At 71.2% G+C, this 21,360-nt stretch carries 18 protein-coding genes; 14 read left to right on the top strand and 4 right to left on the bottom strand.

Annotated features, from left to right (window positions below):
* The 3 genes from ACFYOS_RS02525 to ACFYOS_RS02515 all read left to right on the top strand — a co-directional run.
* Window positions 1–491, top strand: a 491-nt coding sequence (locus ACFYOS_RS02525) for an ABC transporter permease (RefSeq protein WP_387135187.1), incomplete at its 5' end; no start/stop codon positions are given.
* Between the two features lie 398 nt (window positions 492–889).
* Complete coding sequence (locus tag ACFYOS_RS02520) at window positions 890–1,558, top strand: DUF6875 domain-containing protein (protein ID WP_387135185.1); 669 nt, start codon at window positions 890–892, stop codon at window positions 1,556–1,558.
* Window positions 1,559–1,590: 32 nt separating this feature from the next.
* Entirely contained in the window at window positions 1,591–2,634 is a 1,044-nt protein-coding gene (locus ACFYOS_RS02515; RefSeq protein WP_387135249.1) for an alpha/beta fold hydrolase, read from the top strand.
* Between the two features lie 61 nt (window positions 2,635–2,695).
* On the opposite strand, the gene ACFYOS_RS02510 is transcribed toward ACFYOS_RS02515, so the two are convergent.
* A complete protein-coding gene (locus ACFYOS_RS02510; RefSeq protein ID WP_387135183.1) occupies window positions 2,696–3,046 on the bottom strand; it encodes a hypothetical protein in 351 nt (116 codons plus the stop codon).
* 516 nt (window positions 3,047–3,562) lie between these two features.
* On the opposite strand from ACFYOS_RS02510, the gene ACFYOS_RS02505 reads away from it, so the two are divergent.
* From ACFYOS_RS02505 to ACFYOS_RS02495, 3 genes are all read left to right on the top strand, one after another.
* The gene (locus tag ACFYOS_RS02505; RefSeq protein ID WP_387135180.1) at window positions 3,563–4,036 is read left to right on the top strand and encodes a hypothetical protein; all 474 of its coding nucleotides are present in this window, start codon (window positions 3,563–3,565) and stop codon (window positions 4,034–4,036) included.
* A gap of 302 nt (window positions 4,037–4,338) precedes the next feature.
* The gene (locus ACFYOS_RS02500) at window positions 4,339–6,174 is read left to right on the top strand and encodes a SpoIIE family protein phosphatase (protein ID WP_387135178.1); all 1,836 of its coding nucleotides are present in this window, start codon (window positions 4,339–4,341) and stop codon (window positions 6,172–6,174) included.
* Window positions 6,175–6,209: 35 nt separating this feature from the next.
* Window positions 6,210–6,593, top strand: coding sequence for an ATP-binding protein (locus ACFYOS_RS02495; protein ID WP_387135176.1), 384 nt, complete (start codon window positions 6,210–6,212; stop codon window positions 6,591–6,593).
* 60 nt (window positions 6,594–6,653) lie between these two features.
* Here the strand turns inward: ACFYOS_RS02495 and ACFYOS_RS02490 are convergent, their stop codons facing one another.
* Complete coding sequence (locus tag ACFYOS_RS02490) at window positions 6,654–7,706, bottom strand: threonine/serine dehydratase (protein WP_387135173.1); 1,053 nt, start codon at window positions 7,704–7,706, stop codon at window positions 6,654–6,656.
* A gap of 165 nt (window positions 7,707–7,871) precedes the next feature.
* On the opposite strand from ACFYOS_RS02490, the gene ACFYOS_RS02485 reads away from it, so the two are divergent.
* The gene (locus tag ACFYOS_RS02485; protein WP_387135170.1) at window positions 7,872–9,059 is read left to right on the top strand and encodes a low temperature requirement protein A; all 1,188 of its coding nucleotides are present in this window, start codon (window positions 7,872–7,874) and stop codon (window positions 9,057–9,059) included.
* Window positions 9,060–9,096: 37 nt separating this feature from the next.
* On the opposite strand, the gene ACFYOS_RS02480 is transcribed toward ACFYOS_RS02485, so the two are convergent.
* Window positions 9,097–9,699 (bottom strand): dihydrofolate reductase family protein, encoded by a 603-nt coding sequence (locus ACFYOS_RS02480; RefSeq protein ID WP_387135167.1) that lies wholly within the window; start codon window positions 9,697–9,699, stop codon window positions 9,097–9,099.
* Window positions 9,700–9,906: 207 nt separating this feature from the next.
* On the bottom strand, window positions 9,907–12,291 hold the full coding sequence (locus ACFYOS_RS02475; RefSeq protein WP_387135165.1) for a M28 family peptidase: 2,385 nt from the start codon (window positions 12,289–12,291) through the stop codon (window positions 9,907–9,909).
* Window positions 12,292–12,604: 313 nt separating this feature from the next.
* Between ACFYOS_RS02475 and ACFYOS_RS02470 the strand changes: the two genes are divergently transcribed.
* The 7 genes from ACFYOS_RS02470 to ACFYOS_RS02440 all read left to right on the top strand — a co-directional run bounded on the left by ACFYOS_RS02470 (window position 12,605) and on the right by ACFYOS_RS02440 (window position 21,317).
* Complete coding sequence (locus ACFYOS_RS02470; protein WP_387135162.1) at window positions 12,605–13,798, top strand: PP2C family protein-serine/threonine phosphatase; 1,194 nt, start codon at window positions 12,605–12,607, stop codon at window positions 13,796–13,798.
* A complete protein-coding gene (locus ACFYOS_RS02465; protein ID WP_387135159.1) occupies window positions 13,795–15,543 on the top strand; it encodes an ATP-binding protein in 1,749 nt (582 codons plus the stop codon). Before ACFYOS_RS02470 ends, ACFYOS_RS02465 begins: the two co-directional genes overlap by 4 nt.
* The gene (locus tag ACFYOS_RS02460; protein WP_387135157.1) at window positions 15,540–15,992 is read left to right on the top strand and encodes a response regulator; all 453 of its coding nucleotides are present in this window, start codon (window positions 15,540–15,542) and stop codon (window positions 15,990–15,992) included. The genes ACFYOS_RS02465 and ACFYOS_RS02460 overlap by 4 nt, the downstream gene beginning before the upstream one ends.
* On the top strand, window positions 15,985–16,794 hold the full coding sequence (locus tag ACFYOS_RS02455; RefSeq protein ID WP_387135154.1) for an inositol monophosphatase family protein: 810 nt from the start codon (window positions 15,985–15,987) through the stop codon (window positions 16,792–16,794). Before ACFYOS_RS02460 ends, ACFYOS_RS02455 begins: the two co-directional genes overlap by 8 nt.
* A gap of 243 nt (window positions 16,795–17,037) precedes the next feature.
* Entirely contained in the window at window positions 17,038–18,075 is a 1,038-nt protein-coding gene (locus ACFYOS_RS02450; RefSeq protein ID WP_387135151.1) for a coiled-coil domain-containing protein, read from the top strand.
* 36 nt (window positions 18,076–18,111) lie between these two features.
* Window positions 18,112–19,665 (top strand): fused MFS/spermidine synthase, encoded by a 1,554-nt coding sequence (locus tag ACFYOS_RS02445; RefSeq protein WP_387135149.1) that lies wholly within the window; start codon window positions 18,112–18,114, stop codon window positions 19,663–19,665.
* 71 nt (window positions 19,666–19,736) lie between these two features.
* Complete coding sequence (locus ACFYOS_RS02440) at window positions 19,737–21,317, top strand: protein kinase (RefSeq protein WP_387135147.1); 1,581 nt, start codon at window positions 19,737–19,739, stop codon at window positions 21,315–21,317.
* Window positions 21,318–21,360: the final 43 nt, after the last annotated feature.

The raw sequence follows: 21,360 nt of genomic DNA, 5'->3' as shown, positions 1-21,360 counted from the left end.
ACCGGTTCAAAGTCATGGACGTCTCCCGTAGCGCGGTGCTGACCGGTCACGTCATCGCCAGTGTGCTGACCAACCTGGTCGCCATCGCCGCGCTCGTCGGGGTGGCCTTCCTGCTCGGCTTCCACCCGGCGGCAAGCTTCCTCGACTGGCTCGGCGTGGCCGGCATCATCGTGCTGCTCGGGGTCGCCGCCGGCTGGCTCACCGTCGCCCTCGGACTGTCGGCGAAATCCCCCGAAACCGCGGGCCTGGCCGCCGTGCCACTGGTCATGCTGCCGTTCTTCAGCAGCGCCATCGTGCCCGCCCAGAAAATGGGACCCGGACTCCGAGAATTCGCGGAATACCAGCCCTTCACCCCGATCATCGAAACCCTCCGCGGACTCCTCAACGGCGCACCGGCCACCAGCGACGTGATCCCCGCCCTCGCCTGGTGCGTCGCCATCGCCCTCATCGGATACCTGTGGGCACGGTCCACCTTCAAGAAGCGAGCGTGACCACCACCAACTCACGCCAACCCACCTGAACACCCTCCCGCGCCGCCTCGGCAAACCCTGTATCGCCGAGGCGGCGCCGCGCTGACTGCTGGAAGGCTGTTGGACCCTCAGCTTCCCGACCTCCCGCTACCCGTCGACGAGCCTTCCGTCGGCTTTCGGCACCTTCCGCCGTTACGCACGCTCAGTTGTGCCGGATCGGTGCCACATGATCATGACGAACTAGCCAGCTCCCGCAGCCGGTCGACGTCGAGCAGCGCCACCGGGCCGACCTGCAGGGAACCGCAAATCCGTCGGGCCAACAGGTAGGCGTTCACCGCACGGTGGCTCCCCCTTCCTCCGTCATCGTTCATTCCTGGATCCGGCCGCAAGCCGCAAGGTCGGCCGGTAGTTTGAGCCCCATGCCAGCACAGATCAGCAGTCTTCTCGTCGTCCAGGATCTCGAGGACACCAGCAAGACGAGAGGTCTCGCGGACAGCGATCTCAATGCGCTGCGCGTCGTCGCAGACTGGATCAGGACCTTCGTTGCCATGCCCAACAATGATCTCGGCCGGGGCGGGCCGGTATGCCCCTTCGTGGGCAGGGCGATGGAGCGCAACACGCTTTGGCTGGCTCCAGAGCGGATCGCCAATCGCGGCGTGGCGGATGTCGTCCAGCTCGTGAACGACTACAAAGGAAGACTCCTGCGCGCTGAACCTGTGCAAGGTGATGACATCGCCTTCAAAGCGATCGTCGTCGTTTTCACGGATGTGTCGGCGGATCGGGCAAACGATATTTTGAGCGACGCTCAGATAGCACAGCTGCTGAAACCCTCTTACGCCCAGGACGGCGTGGTGATAGGGCAATTTCACGAACGGAACGAATTGGCGTCGGTTCACAACCCTGACTTCCACCCGTTCAGGTCGCCCGTGCCGTTCGTGCTGCTGCGGCACGCCAACATCAGCGACTGGAAGCTCTACGTGGACAACGAAGACTTCCTCGGCATGTGGGCGGGCCGTTTTCCCGAGTCCGCGGTCCCCGCTCTGGCCGAGGAGCTACGCCGCACCAACTGGCAGCATCTCGAACCGTGACGCCGCGGCCGGGCTGGGTGCCCGGCCGCTGTGTGCGGTACGTCTGCCTTTCAGCAGCCCTGGTCGGTGTGCCGCAATCTGGCCCGCGTTCGCCCGTTCCGGCCGCCTGGCTGGCCGGCTGCTGTCTAGTATCGGGTAAAGCGGACATCCCGGGCGCGGAGCTGCCGCATCCGCTATTGCGACATTTCGGTGGCGCTGCCGTACCGGCCGGTCCGGCCGGCATGCCGACCGTGACGAATCGGAAGGACAGCGGCATGAGCTACATCACCACCAAGGACGGCACCGAGATCTATTACAAGGACTGGGGTGCCGGCCCGGTTGTCACCTTCTCCCATGGTTGGCCGCTGAGCGCGGATGCGTGGGACGGGCAGATGCTCTTCCTCGTCCAGAACGGTTTCCGGGTCGTCGCGCACGACCGCCGCGGCCACGGCCGGTCGAGCCAGGCCTTCGGCGGCAACGACATGGACGGCTACGCCGACGACCTCGCGGCGGTCATCGAGGCGCTCGACCTCACTGGCGCCACACTGATCGGGCACTCAACCGGCGGTGGTGAGGTCGCGCGCTACATCGGCCGCCACGGGACGGGACGGGTCGCCAAAGCCGTCCTCATCTCCGCCGTGCCGCCGATCATGGTGCAGACGCCGGACAACCCCGAGGGCCTGCCGCTCAACGTCTTCGACGAGATGCGCGCCAACCTGATGAAGGACCGGTCGCAGTTCTACCAGGACCTGGCGCAGATGTTCTACGGCGCCAATCGGCAGGGCGCGAAGGTCTCGAAGGGGATCCTCGATCAGTTCTGGCTGTGGAGCATGCAGGCCGGCCTGTGGAACGCGTACGAGAGCATCAAGGCCTTCTCCGAGACCGACTTCCGCGACGATCTCGCCAAGTTCGACATCCCGACCCTGGTGCTGCACGGCGAGGACGACCAGATCGTCCCGGTCAAGGACTCGGCGCGGAAGACGGCTCAGCTCATCGCGAATGCCAAGGACATCTACTACCCCGGCGCGCCGCACGGCATCACCTCCACGCTCCAGGACCAGGTCAACAAAGATCTGCTCGCGTTCCTGAGGAGTTGACCGAGGCGACATGGCCTTACAGATCGGTCTCGGGACCTCCGTGACAGGTGCGGCTGAACGATCAGGTAGCCGGCGCGGAGCAGGCGATCAGGGCGGTGGCCAGCACGAGCGCGACGATGCCGGTGACCCAACCAACGAGCAGGCCCAGTCCGAGGCCGCGATCGCCGCGCCTGACCAACACACTGCCCGTCACGGCGCAGCAGGCGAACAGGGCCAACTGGAGGAGTATTACCAGGCAGTCCACCATGAACAGCGAGTCCGGGCTCGCGTAGTAGACGAACGTGTAGAACGAGAGAAGCCACAGGCCGCTTGCGGGCAGGTGGCCGGCGAGGGCGATGCCGATACCGGCGGCGATCCGCCCACGCTTGGCCGACGGCGGGCGTGGCGGCAGCGCAGCCGGCAATGGTGACATCTGCTGCGGTCCTGTCCGCTCCGGGTCGGGCGAAGACGGTGGCGGAGTGGCCGTCACACGTACCGGCCTCGGCCGAGTCTCGCCAGCCGGGCTCTGCCGCCGCATGGGGAGGGACGGAGCATGCCCGGAGCCTACGGTGAACCGATCAGGGCGTCTGCCCCTCCGCCATGCTGGTCGGCCCAACCGCCTGGCGGACGGACCCTTAGCTGCGTCGCGGATCCCAGGTTCCGTGGAGCGTCACGCAGGTCCTGATACCGATTTATCACGGAAGTCCGTCAACACGCCGGCCCCGGAGCCGGTCGACGTCCTGCCCACTTGGAGCTGTAGAGCTCGCCGGGACAGCCGGTCTCGTTAGGGCGGTGTAACAAGAGCCCGCATTCGCTGCGCTTGTGCTGCTGGCAGGGATGGAATTCAGGCCGGCGACGGAGCCGGGGCCATACCTGAAAGGCCCGGGCCGCATCGTCATCACGCGTTGAGGCGGCAGGTGACGGCAAGTCTGGGTGGAAGGGAGTCACTGTGCCTGATCTTTCCTCGATCGCACGTGAGCGGGAGGTGCTGTCGGCCGTCGCCGATTCGATCGTGGCTGCGGCGGCCGGCAGGGGTCTGCGAGTGGCGGTCACCTGTCCCGACTCGCTTCTTCCCTTCGTCGGTCAGCTTGTGCGGGCGCTGCACGCTCGCGGTCTGGCATGCCGCTGCCTGGTCTCGAGGCCCAACCCGTCTGCCGCCGGCGCACCGTCCGAGCACGGGGAGTCGGCGCTTGCGGTAATCACCAGCGAACCGTTCGCTCAGACCGGCGACGACGTGCGGCGCGTTGATATCGACGTGACCGCTGGCGACCCGGCGGGGCCCGGTGGCGCGGTCAGTCACCAGCAGGCCGACGAGGGAGCCCCGGACGCCGACGATCAACCTGACATTGTTCTCGAATATCACGACCGGGACGGGCTGGTTATCCGCCGGATGGCGCCCGACCTGTCCCCGTGCCGCAGCTGACGCGCAGGCTGCATTGCTATTGGCTCTCCACTGCGCGCTCCGCGGCGGTCTTACCTACTCTCCACCCCTGATGCGATCGGGGGAGGATTGGCACAGGTGGCTCAAGGGCCGGGAAACCGGTCAACCCCCCTCGTCTCTGGCCTATCGGTAGGTGTTTGGCCTTCGGGCGACCACCTGGGGTCCGTCACCTGGCCGGGTACCGGTGTGTTCTGGCTGGGACGCTTGGGTAGGAAGGTGGGCCACGGGTAGGTTGGCCGACGCCGGCCCCGGTCGGGCGGCGCACTTTTTCAGGGCGGGGCAGCGTGTTGGACGATGAGGACCGGCTGGCCTCGGTTCGGGCGACTGCGCTGGTTGCTGCACCGGACGAGGCGTTGGATCGGTTCGCACGCATGGTGGCGAAGGTCATCGGCGTCCCGATTGCCCTGGTATCGCTTGTCGACGAGGTCCGTCAGTACTTCCCCGGCGCGACCGGGCTGGGCCAGCCGTGGGCTACCACCCGGCAGACACCGCTGAGCCACTCCTTCTGCCAACGGGTGGTGACGTCGGCCAAGCCTCTCGTGATCAGCGATGCTCGTGGCGATGATCGGGTGTGCGACAACCCGGCTATCGAGGATCTCGGGGTCGTGGGCTACGCCGGGATGCCGCTGTTCGACGAAGAGGAGAATATTCTCGGTTCCCTGTGCGCGATCGACACCTCGCCCCGGAGCTGGACCGACGCCGAGCTTGCGCTGCTGGCTGATCTGGCCGCCGCCTGTTCGGCGAAGTTGCGGCTACGCATCGTTGCCAACCGAGCCCAGCGTGAGTTGGAGGCGAGGGTCGCCGCCCAGACCATGGCCGAGCGGCTGTCCGCCCGGTTGGCGCTCGCCCTCGACCGTAGCCAGGTCCTGCTCGCCGCCAGCACCACATTGGCCGACGCGGATACGCGTGACGGCGTCGTTGCCGCCGTGGGCAACCTGGTCAGCGGCACACTCGGCCCGTCCTATGTCGGGCTGCTGATCCGGGATGAGCAGAAGATCGGTCTGATCGGTCCCACCGATCTGCCGCCGGCGGTTGCCAGGTGGCTACCGATCTCGGTCAGCGACCCGCTGCCGGCGGCCGACGCCGTACGCGCCGGCATGCCCGTCTTCCTCGATGACAGGGCATCGATTCTTGCCCGCTACCCGCATCTCGCCGACGCAATCGGAGCGGTGGGCTGGCATGCCATTGCCGCCGCGCCGCTGCCGGGCAGCAGTCAGGCCATGGGTGCCCTGTTCTTCGCCTGGCCGCAACCCCATCCCCTTGAGGTCGACGAACAGGCCGTCATCACCTCACTCGCCGGCTACGTCGCCCACGCCCTGCAACGGGCCAGCCACCTCCAGGACCGCGTCGATGCGGCCAGGACCTTGCAACGGGCAATGCTCAGCCAACTCCCGCCATTCGAACCCTTGGAGCTGACGGCCCGCTACCAGCCGGCACACCACCGCGACCAGGTAGGCGGCGACTGGTACGACGGGGTGAAGATCGATAAGGCAGCCCTTGCCGTCGCTATCGGGGACGTTGCCGGACACGACATCAATGCCGCCGCGCAGATGGGGCAGCTGCGTTCCATCCTGCGCGGCTACCTTGTCGACCGGCACGAACCGCCGTCGGCCCTGCTCCGGCGCCTCGACAACGCCAACCACCTGCTCGGCAACCACTCGATCGCCTCAGTGTTCCTGGCCTACGTCGAAGCCACGCCGGACGGCTCCCACCTGCTGCGATGGTCCAACGCCGGCCACCCGCCGCCGGTGATCGTCGACCCCGACGGCAGCGTACGGACGCTGCCCGGCCGCGATCTGCTGCTCGGCGCAAATCCCCGTGTTCGCCGCACGAACCACCAGCAGCCGCTGTCCCCCGGATCGACACTGCTTCTCTACACCGACGGGCTGATCGAGCGCCGCTCCGAGACCTTCGAAGAAGGCACCGCACGACTGCACTCGTGCCTCGCCGACCACGCGCACCTTCCCCTGGACGAGCTGGCCGACACGGTCATCGCAACCGTCTCCGGCCCAGCAAACGAAGACGACATCGCCGTCATCGCCCTCCGCCTACCCAGCCACGCACCACTTCCCTCCGACGTGGGTGGGAACGACCTGAGGCAGGGTCGGCAGGCAACATGACAGTTCACAATCGTCCCCCGCCCCGGTATGGGCCGGTGCGACAGGCAGCGCTGCTCTCCGTCTCCTTCACGGGCGACAACTTCATCGCCCTCCGCCACGTGATCGCCGCTCGGGCAGCGGCTGCCGGCCTGTCCGGGGACCGGCTCGACGACTTCGTCGTGGCCGTCAACGAGCTCATCATCAACGCCGTCCGACACGGCGGCGGCCACGGCAGCGTCGTGCTACGACCCCGGGGGCAGGTCGCCATCACTTGCGAAGTGCAGGACCACGGCGGCCCCACCCAACTCCCACGCATCCCCGACACCCCGCCCACCGGCATCGGCGGCCGAGGGCTCTGGATGGCCCGCCGCCTCACCGACGCGCTCACCCTGCAACCGACCGACAGCGGGCTCACCGCCACCGTGACCATGGCTCGGTAAGGGTTGCCGTTCCACGAGGCGGGCAGGATCGTCCGGCCTCGGACGATTGCCGGTCGAGGTTCAGCCGGCGCCGGGGTCGTGGACCAGGTTGCTCGGGTCGGTGTTCGCCCCGCAGAGGACGACGACGATCTTCTCGCCGCCCCTCGGCTGGTAGCCGCGGCTCGGCGTGAGCGGCGGGACCGGTAGGTCCTGGCGTGACGCAATCCGGGGCGCGGCGGTCAGCGCCGCGAGGGCGGTGGCGGCGCCGTGCTCGACCGCCACCCTGCGGTGGTCCCACAGGGCCTGGCGGGTACGAACGATCTCGTTGTCCGACACCAGGACAGACTGCACGCCGTCCTGCTGGGCCGCGTGCAGAGCCATCGCGGAGGCACGGCGAGCGCCAAGGGAGTCAGCGGCGATCGAGTCCACGCTCACGTCGACCGGATGACCGGCCTCGATCGCGGCATTCAGCGCCCGGCAGTTCTCCGGCTCGACCGCGACGGTCCGGATGCCGTGGTGCCGGGCGGCAGTGGCCACGCCGGCGAACAGTCCGCCGCCGCCGACGGCGACCACCACGGTGTCCAGATCAGGGACACGGGCGTGGATCTCCTCCAGCAGGGTGCCCGCCCCGGCGGCGATCAGCGGGTGGTCGTAGGCGTGGGAGGCGAGCGCTCCGGTCGCGGCGGCGAAGTCCTCGCATGCGGCCAGGGCCTCGGCGTACTCGGCGCCGACCAGGCGGACGTCGGCGCCGTAGGAGCGCAGCCTGGCCACCTTCACCGCCGGGGCGGTCGCCGGGAGGAAGACGGTTGCGGTGATGCCCTGCTGCTGGGCGGCCCACGCGCACGCCAGCCCGGCGTTACCGCCGGAGGCGATGGTCACGCCAGCCTCGGGGAGAGTGCCGGCGTCGCGGTGGGCCTGGATGAAGTTCTGCGCGCCGCGGGCCTTGAACGAGCCCGTGTGCTGCATGTACTCCAGCGCCAGCCACACCTCGCACGGCTCCGGCTCGCGGTCGTCCGAGGGGCTGCGAACCGTACGGATCGTTCCGGGGTCGAGCGGGGCAAGGGTGACAGGGCGTACGCGCCCGTCGATCCGGTCACGGGCGGCCTTGACCTCGCCGTAGCTGAGCTGGTGCATGTCGTTGCTCCTTGAGTCGTGACTACCCGAGAAGCTACCGACTGCTCACCGGCGCGCTGCTCGCCTCCGGCGGCCGAGATCAATACCGCTGGAATTGGGCGCGGCGCAGCCCCCGGCACCGATAATCCTGGGGGGTGCGGCGTCACGGGCGGCGGGAGGCCGGGCATGACGACCGGAGGCAGCAGCGAGCTGGTCCGCCGGCCGAGCGGGTCGACCCGGGCGACCCTGCTGGAGCTGCTCTTCGACGTGGTCTTCGTGGCCGCCCTGGCGTTGATCTCGATGCAGATCGCCGAGCGGAGCTCGTGGGGCGGCGTCGGGCGGGTCGTGCTGATCCTCATGGCGGTCTGGTGGACCTGGTCGATCACCTCGACCACCACCGACTTCTACGACCCCGACCAACGGCCCATCCAGGGGATCCTGATGGTGACCATGCTCGGCGCCGTGGTGACGGCGGGGGCGCTGGCCGCTGACGCGCACGCGCTGTTCTTCGCCGTCGGGTACGTGACCCCGCACCTGGTCCGTGGTGTAGTGCTGGTGAGCGTGCTGCATCAGCACAAGCGCCGGCACCGGCACCGGGCCGAGGAGCGGGCCGCACGCTTCCTCTTCTGGTTCCTGGTCTCCGGCGTGTTCTGGATCGGCGGGGCGCTGCTGCCGGACGGGTGGCGCGGGACGCTCTGGGCCGTCGCGGTGACGATCGACTACGTCTCGGCTGCGGTCCGCTATCCCACGCCCCGGCTCGGCCGGGTCCCGACCTGGCAGTACGAGAAGACGACCGAGCACCTGGGTGAGCGGTACCAGCAGTTCGTCATCCTGGCGCTCGGCGACATCATCCTGGTGCCGACCCTGGAGATCAGCACCGCCGACTTCACCCGCGCCCGGTCGGCCGCTTTCCTGGCCGCCTTCGCCGCCATGCTGCTGCTCTGGCAGATCTACGTCCTGGGCGCCGGTTCCATCGTGCGGACCTCCGCCCCGCGGGTGCTCCGGCGGGCGACCCGGCTGGCGCCGTACACCCATCTGGTCATGCTGAGCGGCGTGGTCTGCACTGCCGCCGGGTTCGACCTGGTCGTCGAGCGGCCCACCGGCGACACCCCGGCGCGTTGGATCGCGTTGATCCTCGGCGGGCCGGCGCTGTTCCTGCTCGGGCGCACCGTGTTCACGTACCGGATCATCGGCACGGTCCCCTGGCACCGGCTGCTCTGGCTGCTGGTCCTCGCGGCCGCGATGCCGTGGCTGGGCGGCTGGCCCCCGGTGCTGGTCACCGCCCTCGTCGTGCTGGTGCTGGCCGGGGTGGTGTTCGGCGACGCGGTGGGCGGGCGGTCGCCCCGGCGCATGCCGCGGGGACGGCCCGGCTGAGGGCGGACGGGTCGGCGGCCGCCCCCAGCCTGGAGCGTCAGCCCGTCCTGCGGACCCGGTAGGCGAGGTGGGTGACGCCGTTGCCCTGGACGACCTCCGTGGGCCCCTCCAGTTGGACGGGGGCGATCTTCAGGTCGGCGAAGAGCGGGATGCCGTCGCCGAGCAGGACCGGGACGAGATCGATGTGGACCTCGTCCAGCAGGCCCGCCTGCATCACCTGAGTCGCGATGGTGCCGCCGTTGACGCCGATCTGCTTGTCGCCCGCGAGGGCCTTCGCCCGGTCGATCGCGCTCTCGATGCCGTCGGTGACGAACACGAACGAATCGCTCTCGCGGTCCCAGCCCTCCGGCACGCGGTGCGTGACGACGACCACGGGCACATCCATCGGGTGCCGGCCGCCCCAGCCGTTGGTCATGTCGAACAGCCGCCGGCCGACGACGAGCGCGCCGGTCCGCTCGTTCAGCGCACGCAGGTGTGCCGCGCTCGCCGCCGAGGTGCGCAGCGTCATGCCGGGGGTGGCCGTCGGCGTCTCGACGTCGCCGTTGGCGTACCACTGGAAGAGGTGTTCGAACCCACCGTGCGACGCGTCCGCGATGTAGCCGTCCAACGACATGGTCGCTCCGGTCGTAACCTTCGTCATCGATCTGCTCCTCGGTTCCGGTCCTGCCCTTCACCCAGGAGTAGAAGCTGCCGCCGTCTCCTCGACATCCGTCCCCAAGATTTTTTCGAACACTGGCTCTCTCCCCCGCGATCTTGCAGTTGTGGTTGTCCCTTTGCGAACTTTCACCCTTTTGTTTGGTGCCAAAAGTGCAAGATCGCGGGGGAGGGCGTTGGCCGGGGAGGCGGGTCAAAAGGTGTAGGTCTTGGCGACCGCCAGCATCTCGGAGCTGTGGGAGCCGACGACGCCGACGTCGGGCGGGCGGGGGCGGAAGCCGGAGAGTTGGTCCAGGCCGTCGCTGGCGTCCATCGCCCGCAGCCGCAGCTTGTTCCCGCTGGCGTCGAAGGTCAGGTCGAACTCGACCCCTTCCGGCGGTGGCGCGTGGAAGATGAACCCCAAGGCCGCTACGCCGTCCAGGTCGACCGGTTGCCCGGCGACCGTCGCCGCGCTCATCCCACCACTGCCCAGCGCGTCGGCGTTGAGGTGCAGCGAGAGCAGGCGGACCGGGCGTTGCGGCACCACCCGGACGCGGATCCGCCGGTTGCCGTTGGATGTTTCGGTGTCCGAGAGCATCTCCACCTTCGGGGCAGGCAGGTTGGCCGCCGGTGCCGGCCCGGCCCGCAACTCGCCGTCGCCGAGCCCGGGGAAGTCGTCGGAGACATCCACCCTGCCGCCCACGTAGCCGTCGGTCCAGGGCTGGGGGTCGTCCTCGTGGCTGAGCCACTGCGCCTCACCGGTGTCCGCGTCCAAGGCGTACATCAGGTGGGTCGGCACGGGGTGCGTGGCGTCGAAGCGGTCCACGGCCAAGCCGATCCCGGCGAACACCACCGCGGCGAGCGCGGCGGCGCCGGCCGGCAGCGCGCCCAGCCGGCGGGCCCGCAGCGCCATCAGGCCGCGCTGGCCGCCGGCCTGCGGGTGCAGCAGGTCGACCACCGGCAGCGCGGCCAGGCCGAGCAGCACCGCGAAGAGCGCCGCCACCCCACCCATGGCCAGGCCGAGCGCGGGGAAGAGCAGCACCACGGTCGGCAGCAGGATCACCACGGCCACCGCGCCGGCCACGGTCACCGCGACCACCGGCCAGGGGCCGTCCAACCGGGTGCCCAGGGCCGCCAGGCCGGCGAGCGCGCCGGCCAGGGCGGGCAGGGTGGTCAGGTACGCCCCACCCGGCACCTCGGCGGCCAGCAGCACCCCGAACAGGGCCAGCCAGGCCAGCCCGCCGAACGCCAGCGCGGCCGGGCCGACCCGGCGGCGGGTCAGCGCGTACCAGGTGAACAGGACCGCGGCGGCGAGCGCCACCACGGCGAGCCGGTACCAGACCGGCCGGTACGGGTCGAGCAGTTCGGCGTACCCGGGGCGGATGGTGGTGATCGCGGTCCAGAGCAGCCACGCGCCCAGCGGGGCGACCACGATCGGCAACAGGGTCAGCCAGAACCCCGTCACGAGGGTCCAGACGGTGGCGACCCGGCCGCGCCGGATCAGCAGGAAGCCGAGCGCCCCGACGGCCAGCAGGGCGAGCAGGGCCACCGGCAGGGTGAGCCAGCCGGGGTAGCGGACCAGACCGCCCGGCACCGGGAAGTAGGTGGCGTCGTGACCGGAGCGCAGGTGCCGCAGGTCGGTCCGGCCGAACTCGCGGGCCAGGCCGAGTGCGTTGTCGCCGTGCATCTGGAGGCTGCCCCGGTCCATCACCGCCGGGGTGTCCAGCGGTGTGTGGTAGACCGCGCCGCCGTCGATGTACGCCGAGTTCAGCCCGACGAAACCGTGGTCCAGGAACGCGGTGAAGTCGGTGTCGTTGGGCAGCGCCCGGTAGATCTCCACCGCGAACGAGGTGCCCACCGGGTGCGGCGCCGCCCGGCCGAAGACGTCCACCAGCTTCGCGTTGTTCCGGGACGTCTCGAACATGATCACCGGGCCGGTCGACCCGCGCGCCTCCAGGTTGAGCACCACCCCGCCGTCCCGGGCCAGCGGGTGGCTCGCGGCGAACCCGGAGGCGCCGCAGAGGCAGGCCTCCTCCGCGTCGGTGAGCACGAAGACGACGTCGTTGCGGGGGCGCGGGCCCGCGGTCAAGGCCCGGGCCACCTCGAGGATGCTGGACGTACCGGCGGCGTCGTCGTTGCCGCCCGGCCCGGACTGCACCGAGTCGTAGTGGGCCACCAGGAAGACCCGCCCGGTCGGGTCGGTGCCGGGCAGCCGGGCCACCACGTTGCGGACCCGGGCCAGCGTCGCCCCGCCGGCGGCCCCGCTGAGCTGCCCGGCCTCCGGGGCGACCGTGTCCTGCACCTCGGTCTCCAGGCCCAGCCCGCGCAGCACGCCCACGAGGTGCTCCCGGACCTGGTCGTTGGCGGCGCTGCCGGCCACGTGCGGCCGGGCCGCGATGACCTTGACGTTCTGGTACGCCCGCTCGGCGCTGAAGTCGCTCGCGGGCGCGTCGGCCGAGCGCGGTGCCGGGGTGGACAGATCGACCAGAACGCTCGCGCCGACGGCGAGCAGCGCGACGAGCGCCGCGACCGCGGCGAGTGGTCGCCGGCGGGGCCGGGCCAGCGTCCGGTCGGCGGGGCGGGTGGGGGGTACGCCCACGGGAACTCCTCGGGGATGGTCGGGGTGGCATCATCCTGCACCCCCGCGACCTCGGACGACACTCCCCGCCCGGCCGGTGCGCTCCGTGCCCGGACCGGGTCGCGGCGTAACATCCGTGGTCTGCCCAGACGCTTCCCACACGGTGGGCCGTGCCCACCCCGCGCGCGCCGACTTCCGTCGTGTTGTGTGCGACCGTTGTCTGATACAGGATCAGCAGGGCACTCGGAAGGAGCCCGACATCACCAGCGAACTCCCGCGTCTCGCGGCGGTGACCCGGCCGCACCGGGGGCCCGGTCTGCCCGGGTCGTCCGTTGTGCCGCAGGCCGGCGCCGGGCACCACGCCAGCCTGCCGCCGGGGGAGCGCCTGCGGGTCCTGCTGGTCGAGGACGACGAGGGTGACGCCTTCCTGGTCGGCGAGCTGCTGGCCGAGACCAATTCCATGATCGACCTGCTGGTCGCCACCAGCCTCAGCGAGGCCCGGCAGCGGATGATGGGGGTCGACTGCGTCCTGCTCGACCTCGGTCTGCCCGACGCGCAGGGGCTGGACGGGTTGCGCCGGGTGCTGGACGTGGCCAGCGGCGCCGCGGTCTGCGTGCTCACCGGTCGTTCCGACGAGCACCTGGGCATCGTCGCGGTCGCCGAGGGCGCCCAGGACTACCTCGTCAAGGGCCAGGTCGACGGGGTGCTGCTGACCCGGGCCCTGCGCTACGCCGTGGAGCGCAAGCGGGCCGACGAGAACGCCCGCCGGCTGCGCGAGGTGGAGCTGCGCCAGGCCGAGTCCGCCCGCCTGGAGCGGGGCCTGCTGCCGCAGCCGCTGATGACCACCGACCAGGTGTCGGTGCACACCTTCTACCGCCCCGGCCGGCACGCCGCGCTGATCGGCGGCGACTTCTACGACGTGGTGCAGACCCGGCCGGACCGGATCGAGATGATCGTCGGCGACGTCTGCGGCCACGGCGTGGACGAGGCCGCCCTCGGCGTCGAGCTCCGGGTGGCCTGGCGGGCCCTGATCCTCGCGGGCGTGCCGGACGACGAGGTGCTGCCCGCGCTGGAGCAGGTGCTGATGAGCGAGCGCCGGCTCCAGGAGATCTTCGCCACGGTCGCCACCACCCGGCTCGACCTGGCGGCCAACCGTGCCACGGTGAGACTCGCCGGCCATCCACCGCCGCTGCTGCTCAGCGGGGGGAAGGTCGCCCCGGTGCCGGCTCGGGGCGGCCGGCTGCTCGGCGTACGACCGCGCCGGCCCGTGGCCTTCGACCTGGAGTTCGACACCGATGACTGGTCCCTGCTGATGTACACCGACGGCCTCATCGAGGGTCGGGTGGGCACCGGTGACGACCGGCTGGACGTGTCCGGGCTCACGGACCTGCTCGCCGACCCCGCCAACCAGGCGGTGTCCCTGGCCGGGCTGCCCGCGTGGCTGGTCGGCCGGGCCGAGCAGCTCAACGGCGGCCCGCTCGCCGACGACGTGGCCATGCTGCTGGTCACCAGGGGCGGTGGCCGGTGAAGGCGTACCGGCAGGGGTGGACCCTGCGCCGTCGCGTCATCGCGTTGCTCAGCGTGGTGCTCGTCCTGCTGCTCGGGCTGGCCGCGGCCGAGGCAGCGGTGGCGGCGAAGAACCGGCAGAACATCGAGGACGTCCTGACCAAGACCGGTCCGCTCCGGGTCCAGGCGCAGGAGCTGATGAGCGCCCTGCTCGACCAGGAGACCGCCGTCCGCGGGTACGCGGTGAACGGCGACCGCAAGGACCTCGCCCCGTACGGGGCGGGCCTGGCGCGGGAGCGCGAGATCGTCGCCTCGACGGAGACGTTGGCCGCCGAATACCCGGACATCCGGCGGGCGCTGGCGGTGGTGGAGCAGCGGGCGGACCAGTGGCGCCGGATCGTCGCCGAGCCGGTGATCACCACGACGGAGCGCAGCGGTCCGGCCGCCGGCCAGGCGCTGATCACCGATCAGACCCGGCAGGAGTTCGACGGCATCCGGACCTCGGTCGACAAGCTCCAGGGCGAGATCCTCGTCGTCCGGCAGAAGGCCGTCGACGACATGAACCGGACCAGCAACGTGCTGGTGGTGCTGCTGATCATCGCCGCCCTGGTGGTGGCGGTGGCCGGCGCGGTGATGCTGCTCTCGCTGGACCGCATCCTGATCCGGCCGCTGGCCGCTCTGGTCGGCCAGGTGCGGGAGGTCGCCGCCGGCGACTACCGGCATCACATCGAGGGGTCCGGCCCGCCGGAGTTCCGCCGGCTCGCCGACGACATCGACGCCATGCGGCAGAAGATCGCCCGGGAGCTGGACGAGGTCCGCGAGGCCCGGGAGCGGATCGAGTGGGTCAACAGCCAGCTCCAGAAGCAGGCCGAGGAGCTCACCCGGTCCAACCGTGACCTGGAGCAGTTCGCGTACGTCGCCTCGCACGACCTGCAGGAGCCGCTGCGCAAGGTGGCCAGCTTCTGCCAGCTCCTGCAGCGGCGCTACGCGGGCCAGCTCGACGAGCGGGCCGACCAGTACATCGCGTTCGCCGTGGACGGCGCGCAGCGGATGCAGCGGCTGATCAACGACCTGCTCGCGTTCTCCCGGATCGGCCGGCTCACCACCGGCTTCACCGAGGTCGACCTGAACAAGGTGATGGGCGACGTGGCGGCCCAGACCGAGGCCGCCCGCCAGTACTCCGACGCCGAGCTGACCTGGGACGAGCTGCCGGTGATCCGCGGCGAGGAGCCGCTGCTCACCAACCTGCTGGCCAACCTGGTCAGCAACTCGATCAAGTTCCGCCGCCCGGACGTGCCGCCGAAGGTGCACGTGTCGGCCCGGCTGGTCGGCGACGAGTGGGAGCTCGGCTGCCGGGACAACGGCATCGGGATCGAGCCGGAGTTCGCCGACAAGATCTTCGTCATCTTCCAGCGGCTGCACTCCAAGGACGCGTACCCGGGCACCGGGATCGGCCTGGCGATCGTCAAGAAGATCGTGGAGTACCACGGCGGCCGGGTCTGGGTGGACACCGACACCGAGGAGGGCACCGCGGTCCGGTTCACCCTCCCCGCGCTCCCGGAGGACGTCGAGGCGGCGCAGGCGGAGGCCGAGTCGACGGCCGTTGAGGAGTCGACCGGGGAGCCGGCGACGACCGCCGACGGTGCGGATGGCACCCTTGCGGCGGCACCCGTCGGTCGGCAGGCGGACGGCGCGGTACCGGGGGAGACGCCCGCCGGGGCGGCCGAAGACGGTACAACGGGTGGCATGAGGGAGACGGTGGGATGACCGTGCCGGCAGACGGCAAGAGCCCGATCGAGGTGCTGCTGGTCGAGGACGACCCGGGCGACGTGCTGATGACCCAGGAGGCGTTCGAGGAGCACAAGCTCCGCAACCGCCTCACGGTCGTCTCCGACGGCGCCGAGGCGCTCGCCTACCTGCGACGCGAGGGTGAGTACGCGGACGCGGTGACGCCCGACCTGATCCTGCTCGACCTGAACCTGCCCCGCCGGGACGGCCGGGAGGTGCTGGCGGAGATCAAGAAGGACGAGGAGCTCTGCCGGATCCCGGTCGTGGTGCTCACCACCTCACAGGCCGACGAGGACATCCTGCGCAGCTATCAGCTGCACGCCAACGCCTACGTGACCAAGCCGGTGGACTTCGAGCGCTTCATCTCGGTGGTCCGCCAGATCGACGAGTTCTTCGTCAGCGTGGTCAAGCTGCCCCCGCGTGGCTGACCGGCTGCGGGACGACGTCGGCGCGCTGCTGCGGGAGGCCGCAGCGGAGATCGTGGTGCCGATGTTCCGGCGGCTCGACGACGCGGACATCTCCGAGAAGGCACCCGGCGAACTGGTCACCGTCGCCGACCGCCGGGCCGAGGCGTTCATCTCCGACCGGCTACGGCGGCTGCGTCCTGGCTCGGTGGTGGTCGGCGAGGAGGCGGTCGCGGAAAACCGTGGCCTGCTGCGGCACCTGCGCGGCGCCGGTGACGTCTGGCTGGTCGACCCGGTCGACGGCACCGCCAACTTCGCCGCCGGCCGGCGGCCGTTCGCCCTGATGGTGGCGCTGCTGACCGACGGCGAGCCGGCCGCCTCCTGGGTGTACGACCCGCTGGACGGCACCCTGGCCACGGGCCGCGCCGACGCCGGGACCTGGCTGGACGGCGCACCGGTACGGACCACTCGCGCGCTGCCGGAGCTGGGCGCGCTGCGCGGCACCGCGATGACCCGGTTCCTCCCGCCGGACACCCGGCGGATCGTGGAGTCGGGCGGCGCGCGCCTCGGCGAGCTGCTGCCCGGCCAGCACTGCGCCGGCCGGGAGTACCTGGACATGCTCACCGGCGCGCAGCAGTTCGTCCTCTTCTGGCGCACCCTGCCCTGGGACCACGCCCCCGGCACCCTGCTGGTCCGGGCGGCCGGCGGGGTGGCCCGGCGCTTCGACGGCACCGACTACCACCCGGCCGACGACGGTCGGGGCCTGCTGGTCGCGGCCACCGAGGAGATCTGGGACGAGGTCCGGTCGGCGCTGCTCGGCGGCTGAGCGGACCGGGCAGGCCGCGTCGCACGGCGTGGACCGCCGGAACCCGTGACCGTCACGCCTCCGCGACGGCGTCGGCACGCTGCGTCGACAGTCGGCGCGGTCCGCGGTCAGGGGCCTGGCTTGGCGGGCACGGTCCGGTATCGTGACCGGCGGTTTCCGCCAGCAGGCCGCCGTCCGGGGCCGGCGGAGCCGCCGCCGCGCAGAGTTCGACCGGGGGCCGGCGGTCGACGGAAGGACGCCTTCGTGCCCAGGACCAGGCTCATCCGGCGGTGCGTCCGCCGGCCGTTGCTCGCCCTGCTCACCGCGACGGCCCTGCTGCTCGGCGCGGGTCTCGCCCCGGCCGGGCCGGCCGCCGCGGCGCCCAGCCCGAGCGCGCCCGACGAGGGCGGCAGCAAGCAGCTCCGGGCAGCCCTCGAAGCGGCGGCGAAGGGGCACATCGAGGCCAAGGCCCGCCTCGACAACTCCAAGCGCCGGCAGGTGGCGCTGACCGCGCAGCTCAAGCAGCTCGAGGTACGCCTGGTCGAGCTGACCTCGCAGGTGGGCGAGGTGGCCGCCCAGTCGTACCGGGTGGGTCGGCTGACCCCGGTGTCGATGCTGCTGGCCAGCTCCGACCCGAACTCCTTCCTCAAGCGGGCCGCCGAGCTGGACGTGATGGCCCAGCGGGACAGCAAGCGGCTGCACGACCTGAACGAGGCGAAGGCCGAGGCGGCCCGGGCCAAGCTGGCCATCGACGGCGAGGTCCGCGAGCAGCAGAAGCAGCTCGCCATCCTGGCGAAGAAGAAGCGGGACGCGGAGGTCGCGCTGGCGAAGGTGAGCTCCGGCAGCGGCTCCGGCTTCAGCGGCGGCTCCGCGTCGGCCAGGCCGGCCCCGCGCAACCCGGACGGTTCCTGGCCGTCGGAGTCCTGCTCGGTGAACGACCCGACCACCTCCGGCTGCATCACGCCGCGCACGCTGCACATGCTCCAGCAGGCCAAGGCGGCCGGCTACAAGCGCTACGTGTCCTGCTACCGCAGCGGTGGCGACGGCGAGCACCCCAAGGGACGGGCCTGCGACTTCGCCGCCGCCAGCGGCGGCTTCGAGAACGTCTCGGCCACCGGCGGGGACAAGTCGTACGGCGACAGCCTGGCCAGCTGGGCCAAGAACAACGCCAACCGCCTCGGCATCATGTACGTCATCTGGTATCGGCAGATCTGGATGCCGAACACCGGCTGGCGGGCGTACAGCGGGGGCGGTAGTCCCGCCGCCGACCACACAAACCATGTTCACATCTCGATGTACTGACCCGGGTTGCCGGGGACGCTGCGTACCATCGCGACGGTGAGCCGCACATCGTCAGACGTCACGGTGGAGTCCGCGCCGACCGCACCGGCCCCGCCCGGGGCCCTGCCGAACGGGCTCGCCGCGTTCCTGGTCTTCCTCTCCAGCGGGGCCGTGCTGGTGCTGGAGACGGTCTCGCTCCGCCTGGTCGGCCCGTACGTCGGGGTGACTCTCCAGGTGACCAGTTCGGTCATCGGCATGGCGCTGGGCGCCATCGCGTACGGGGCGTGGATGGGCGGGTGGCTGGCCGACCGGCGGGACCCGCGCACCCTGCTCGCCCCGGCCCTGGTGCTGGCCGGCATCGCCACCGCGGTCACCCTCCCCGTCGTCCGGTACGCCGGTGAGGTGCTGCGCGGCGACGCGGCGAGCGGGATTCTCCTGCTGACCGCGCTGGCGGTGCTGGTGCCGGCGGCGCTGCTCGCCGGGGTGACCCCGCTGGTGGTGAAGCTCCAGCTCGCCGACCTGCGCCGGACCGGCCAGGTGGTCGGGCGGCTCTCCGGCATCGGCACCCTGGGCGGGATCACCGCCACCCTGGTCACCGGCTTCGTGCTGGTGGCGGCGCTGCCCAGCACGGTGATCGTGCTCGGGCTGGCCGCCGTGCTGGGGGTGACCGGGCTGGTGCTCGGGGCGTACCTGCGCCGGCGGGCGGGGACCGGACTGCCCGGTCCGGGCCGGGCGAAGGCGGCCCTGGCGGTGCTCGGCCTGGCCGGGGCGGGGCTCTCCGCGGTCGCCCCGAACCCGTGCGACGTGGAGACGGCGTACCACTGCGCGAGGGTGGAGACGGACCCGCAGTGGACCGAGGGGCGAACCCTCTACCTCAACTCCGCCGAGCACTCGTACGTCGACCTGTCCGACCCGACCCGACTGAAGTACGCGTACACGCAGTGGATCGGCCTGGTGGCCGACGAGGCCGCGGCGAAGGGGCAGCGGCTGGACGCCCTGCACCTCGGCGGCGGCGGCTTCACCATCCCGCGCTACCTCGCCGCCACCCGGCCTGGCACTGACAGCCTGGTCTTCGAGATCGATGGTGGGCTGGTCGAGCTGGACCGGCGTGAGCTGCGCGTGCAGACCGGCCCGGACCTGACGGCGGAGGTCGGTGACGCGCGCGTGCTGCTCGGCCGGGAGCCGACCGACAGTCGGGACTTCATCGTCGGCGACGCCTTCGGCCACCTGGTGGTGCCATGGCACCTGGCGACCCGGGAGATGGCCGCCGACATCCGCCGGGTGCTCCGGCCGGGCGGGATCTACGTGCAGAACGTCATCGACTATTCGCCGGGCAGGTTCATCCGGGCCGAACTGGCCACGGTCGCGGCCGAGTTCCGCAACGTCGCGCTGATCGCCCCGCCGTGGGCGATCGCCGGCCGGTCCGGCGCCAACTTCCTCATCGTCGGCTCGGACGCGCCGTTGCCGCTGGACCGGCTGGTCGCCGGGCTGCGCGGCCTGCCGGAGCAGGCGGTGCTGCTGCACGGCGACGAGCTGACCGCGTTCGTCGGGGACGCCATGGTGCTGACCGACGACTACGCCCCGGTGGACCAGCTGCTCGCGACCGCCTGAACGGGTGACTTTTCTGACCGATTCCGACCCATCAGGTGTATGGCGGCCCACCCCGGGCAACAGGACCGACCATGGGTGCAGCAGAACGGGGCGGCGCGCAGCTGCTGGGTGAGCGGTACCGGCTGGTCGAGCAGCTCGGTGCCGGCGGCATGTCGGTGGTCTGGCGCGGCTACGACGAGGTCCTCGGCCGGCAGGTGGCGATCAAGGTGCTGGCCTCCCGGCTGGCCAGCGACAAGGCGTTCCGGCACCGGATCCGGATCGAGGCGCAGGCCGCCGCGCGGCTCTGCCACCCCAACATCACCAACGTGTACGACTACGGCGAGTCCGCGCAGGTCGGGCTGACCGTGCCGTACGTGGTGATGGAGCTGGTGGACGGTGGCTCGCTGAGCAGCCGGCTCGGCCGCGGCGGGCAGCTGCCCTGGCGGGAGGCGGTGACCATCGGCGCGGAGGTGGCCTCGGCGTTGGCCGCCGCGCACGCCCGGGGCGTGGTGCACCGGGACGTCACCCCGAACAACGTCATGCTCACCTCGACCGGCGTGAAGGTCGTCGACTTCGGCATCTCGGCACTGGTGGGGGAGAGCGAGAAGGGCCCGGACGGCGCCCTGCTCGGCACTCCCGCGTACCTGGCGCCGGAGCGGCTGGACAACGGCCAGGTCTCCCCGGCCACCGACGTGTACGCGGTCGGCCTGCTGCTGTACCGGATGCTCACCGGCCGGCTGCCCTGGCAGGCCAGCACCACCACCCAGATGCTCCGGGCGCACATGTACAACGACCCGGACCCGATGCCCCCGGTGGTCGGGCTCCCCGACGAGGTCGAGGAGTTGGTCCGACGCTGCCTGGCCAAGCGCCCCGAGGACCGTCCGGCGACCGGCGAGGCGGCCCGTACGCTCGCCGAAGCGGCCGGGATCGCGGCGATCGTGCCGGTCTCCCCGGCGCTCGGTCAGTTCGACCCGGCGCTGCTGGAGAACGCGGGGACGACGATCCTGCCCTGGTCGACGGAGACCGATGCGCTGCCCTTCTCCGCCGTCCGCACCCGCACCCGGAAGGCTGCGGCCCGGCGGCGCAAGGTGGAGGCCGGCGTGGCGGCCGCGGGACTGGTCGCGGTCACCGCCGCCCTGTGGGGGGTGACCTCGAAGAGCTCGGCCAGCGGTGGGGTCGAGCCGACCCAGGCCGGGATGGCCCTGCCCCAGGCGATTCCCTGCGCGGTCGACTACGTGCTGCGCCGCGACTCCGGCAAGGACTTCACCGCCGAGCTGACCCTGACCAACACCGGCGACCGGGAGCTGCGCGACTGGACGATGAGCTTCGCCTTCCCGGGCAAGCAGACGGTGACGACGACCAACCCGACGGTCCGCCAGCAGGGGCGCAGCGTGCAGCTCCGGGCACCCGCGACGGATCCCGCGCTGGCCCCCGGCGCGTCGAGGAAGATCTCGCTGACCGGCCGCTACACCGGGGGCAACCCGCTGCCGGTGCAGTTCAAGGTCGGCGACAGCAGCTGTGGCGTGCAGGTCACCGGGGTGGCCGGGTCGACGCCGACGATCGCCCCGACCAAGGCGCCGACGAAGAGCACCCCCTCGCACAGCTCCAGCGGCCATGCCAACTCCGAGAAGCCCCACAGGGGCAAGGAGGACGGCAAGGGAAAAGGGCGGTGAAGCAGCCGAAGGGGGGTGGTCACGGCGGCAAGGAACGGAAGAA

The sequence above is a fragment of the Micromonospora sp. NPDC005806 genome, assembly GCF_042871425.1.
Classification (GTDB): domain Bacteria; phylum Actinomycetota; class Actinomycetes; order Mycobacteriales; family Micromonosporaceae; genus Micromonospora.
Note: the sequence above shows the minus strand (reverse complement) of the source record. Positions and strands in the feature narration are given on the sequence as shown.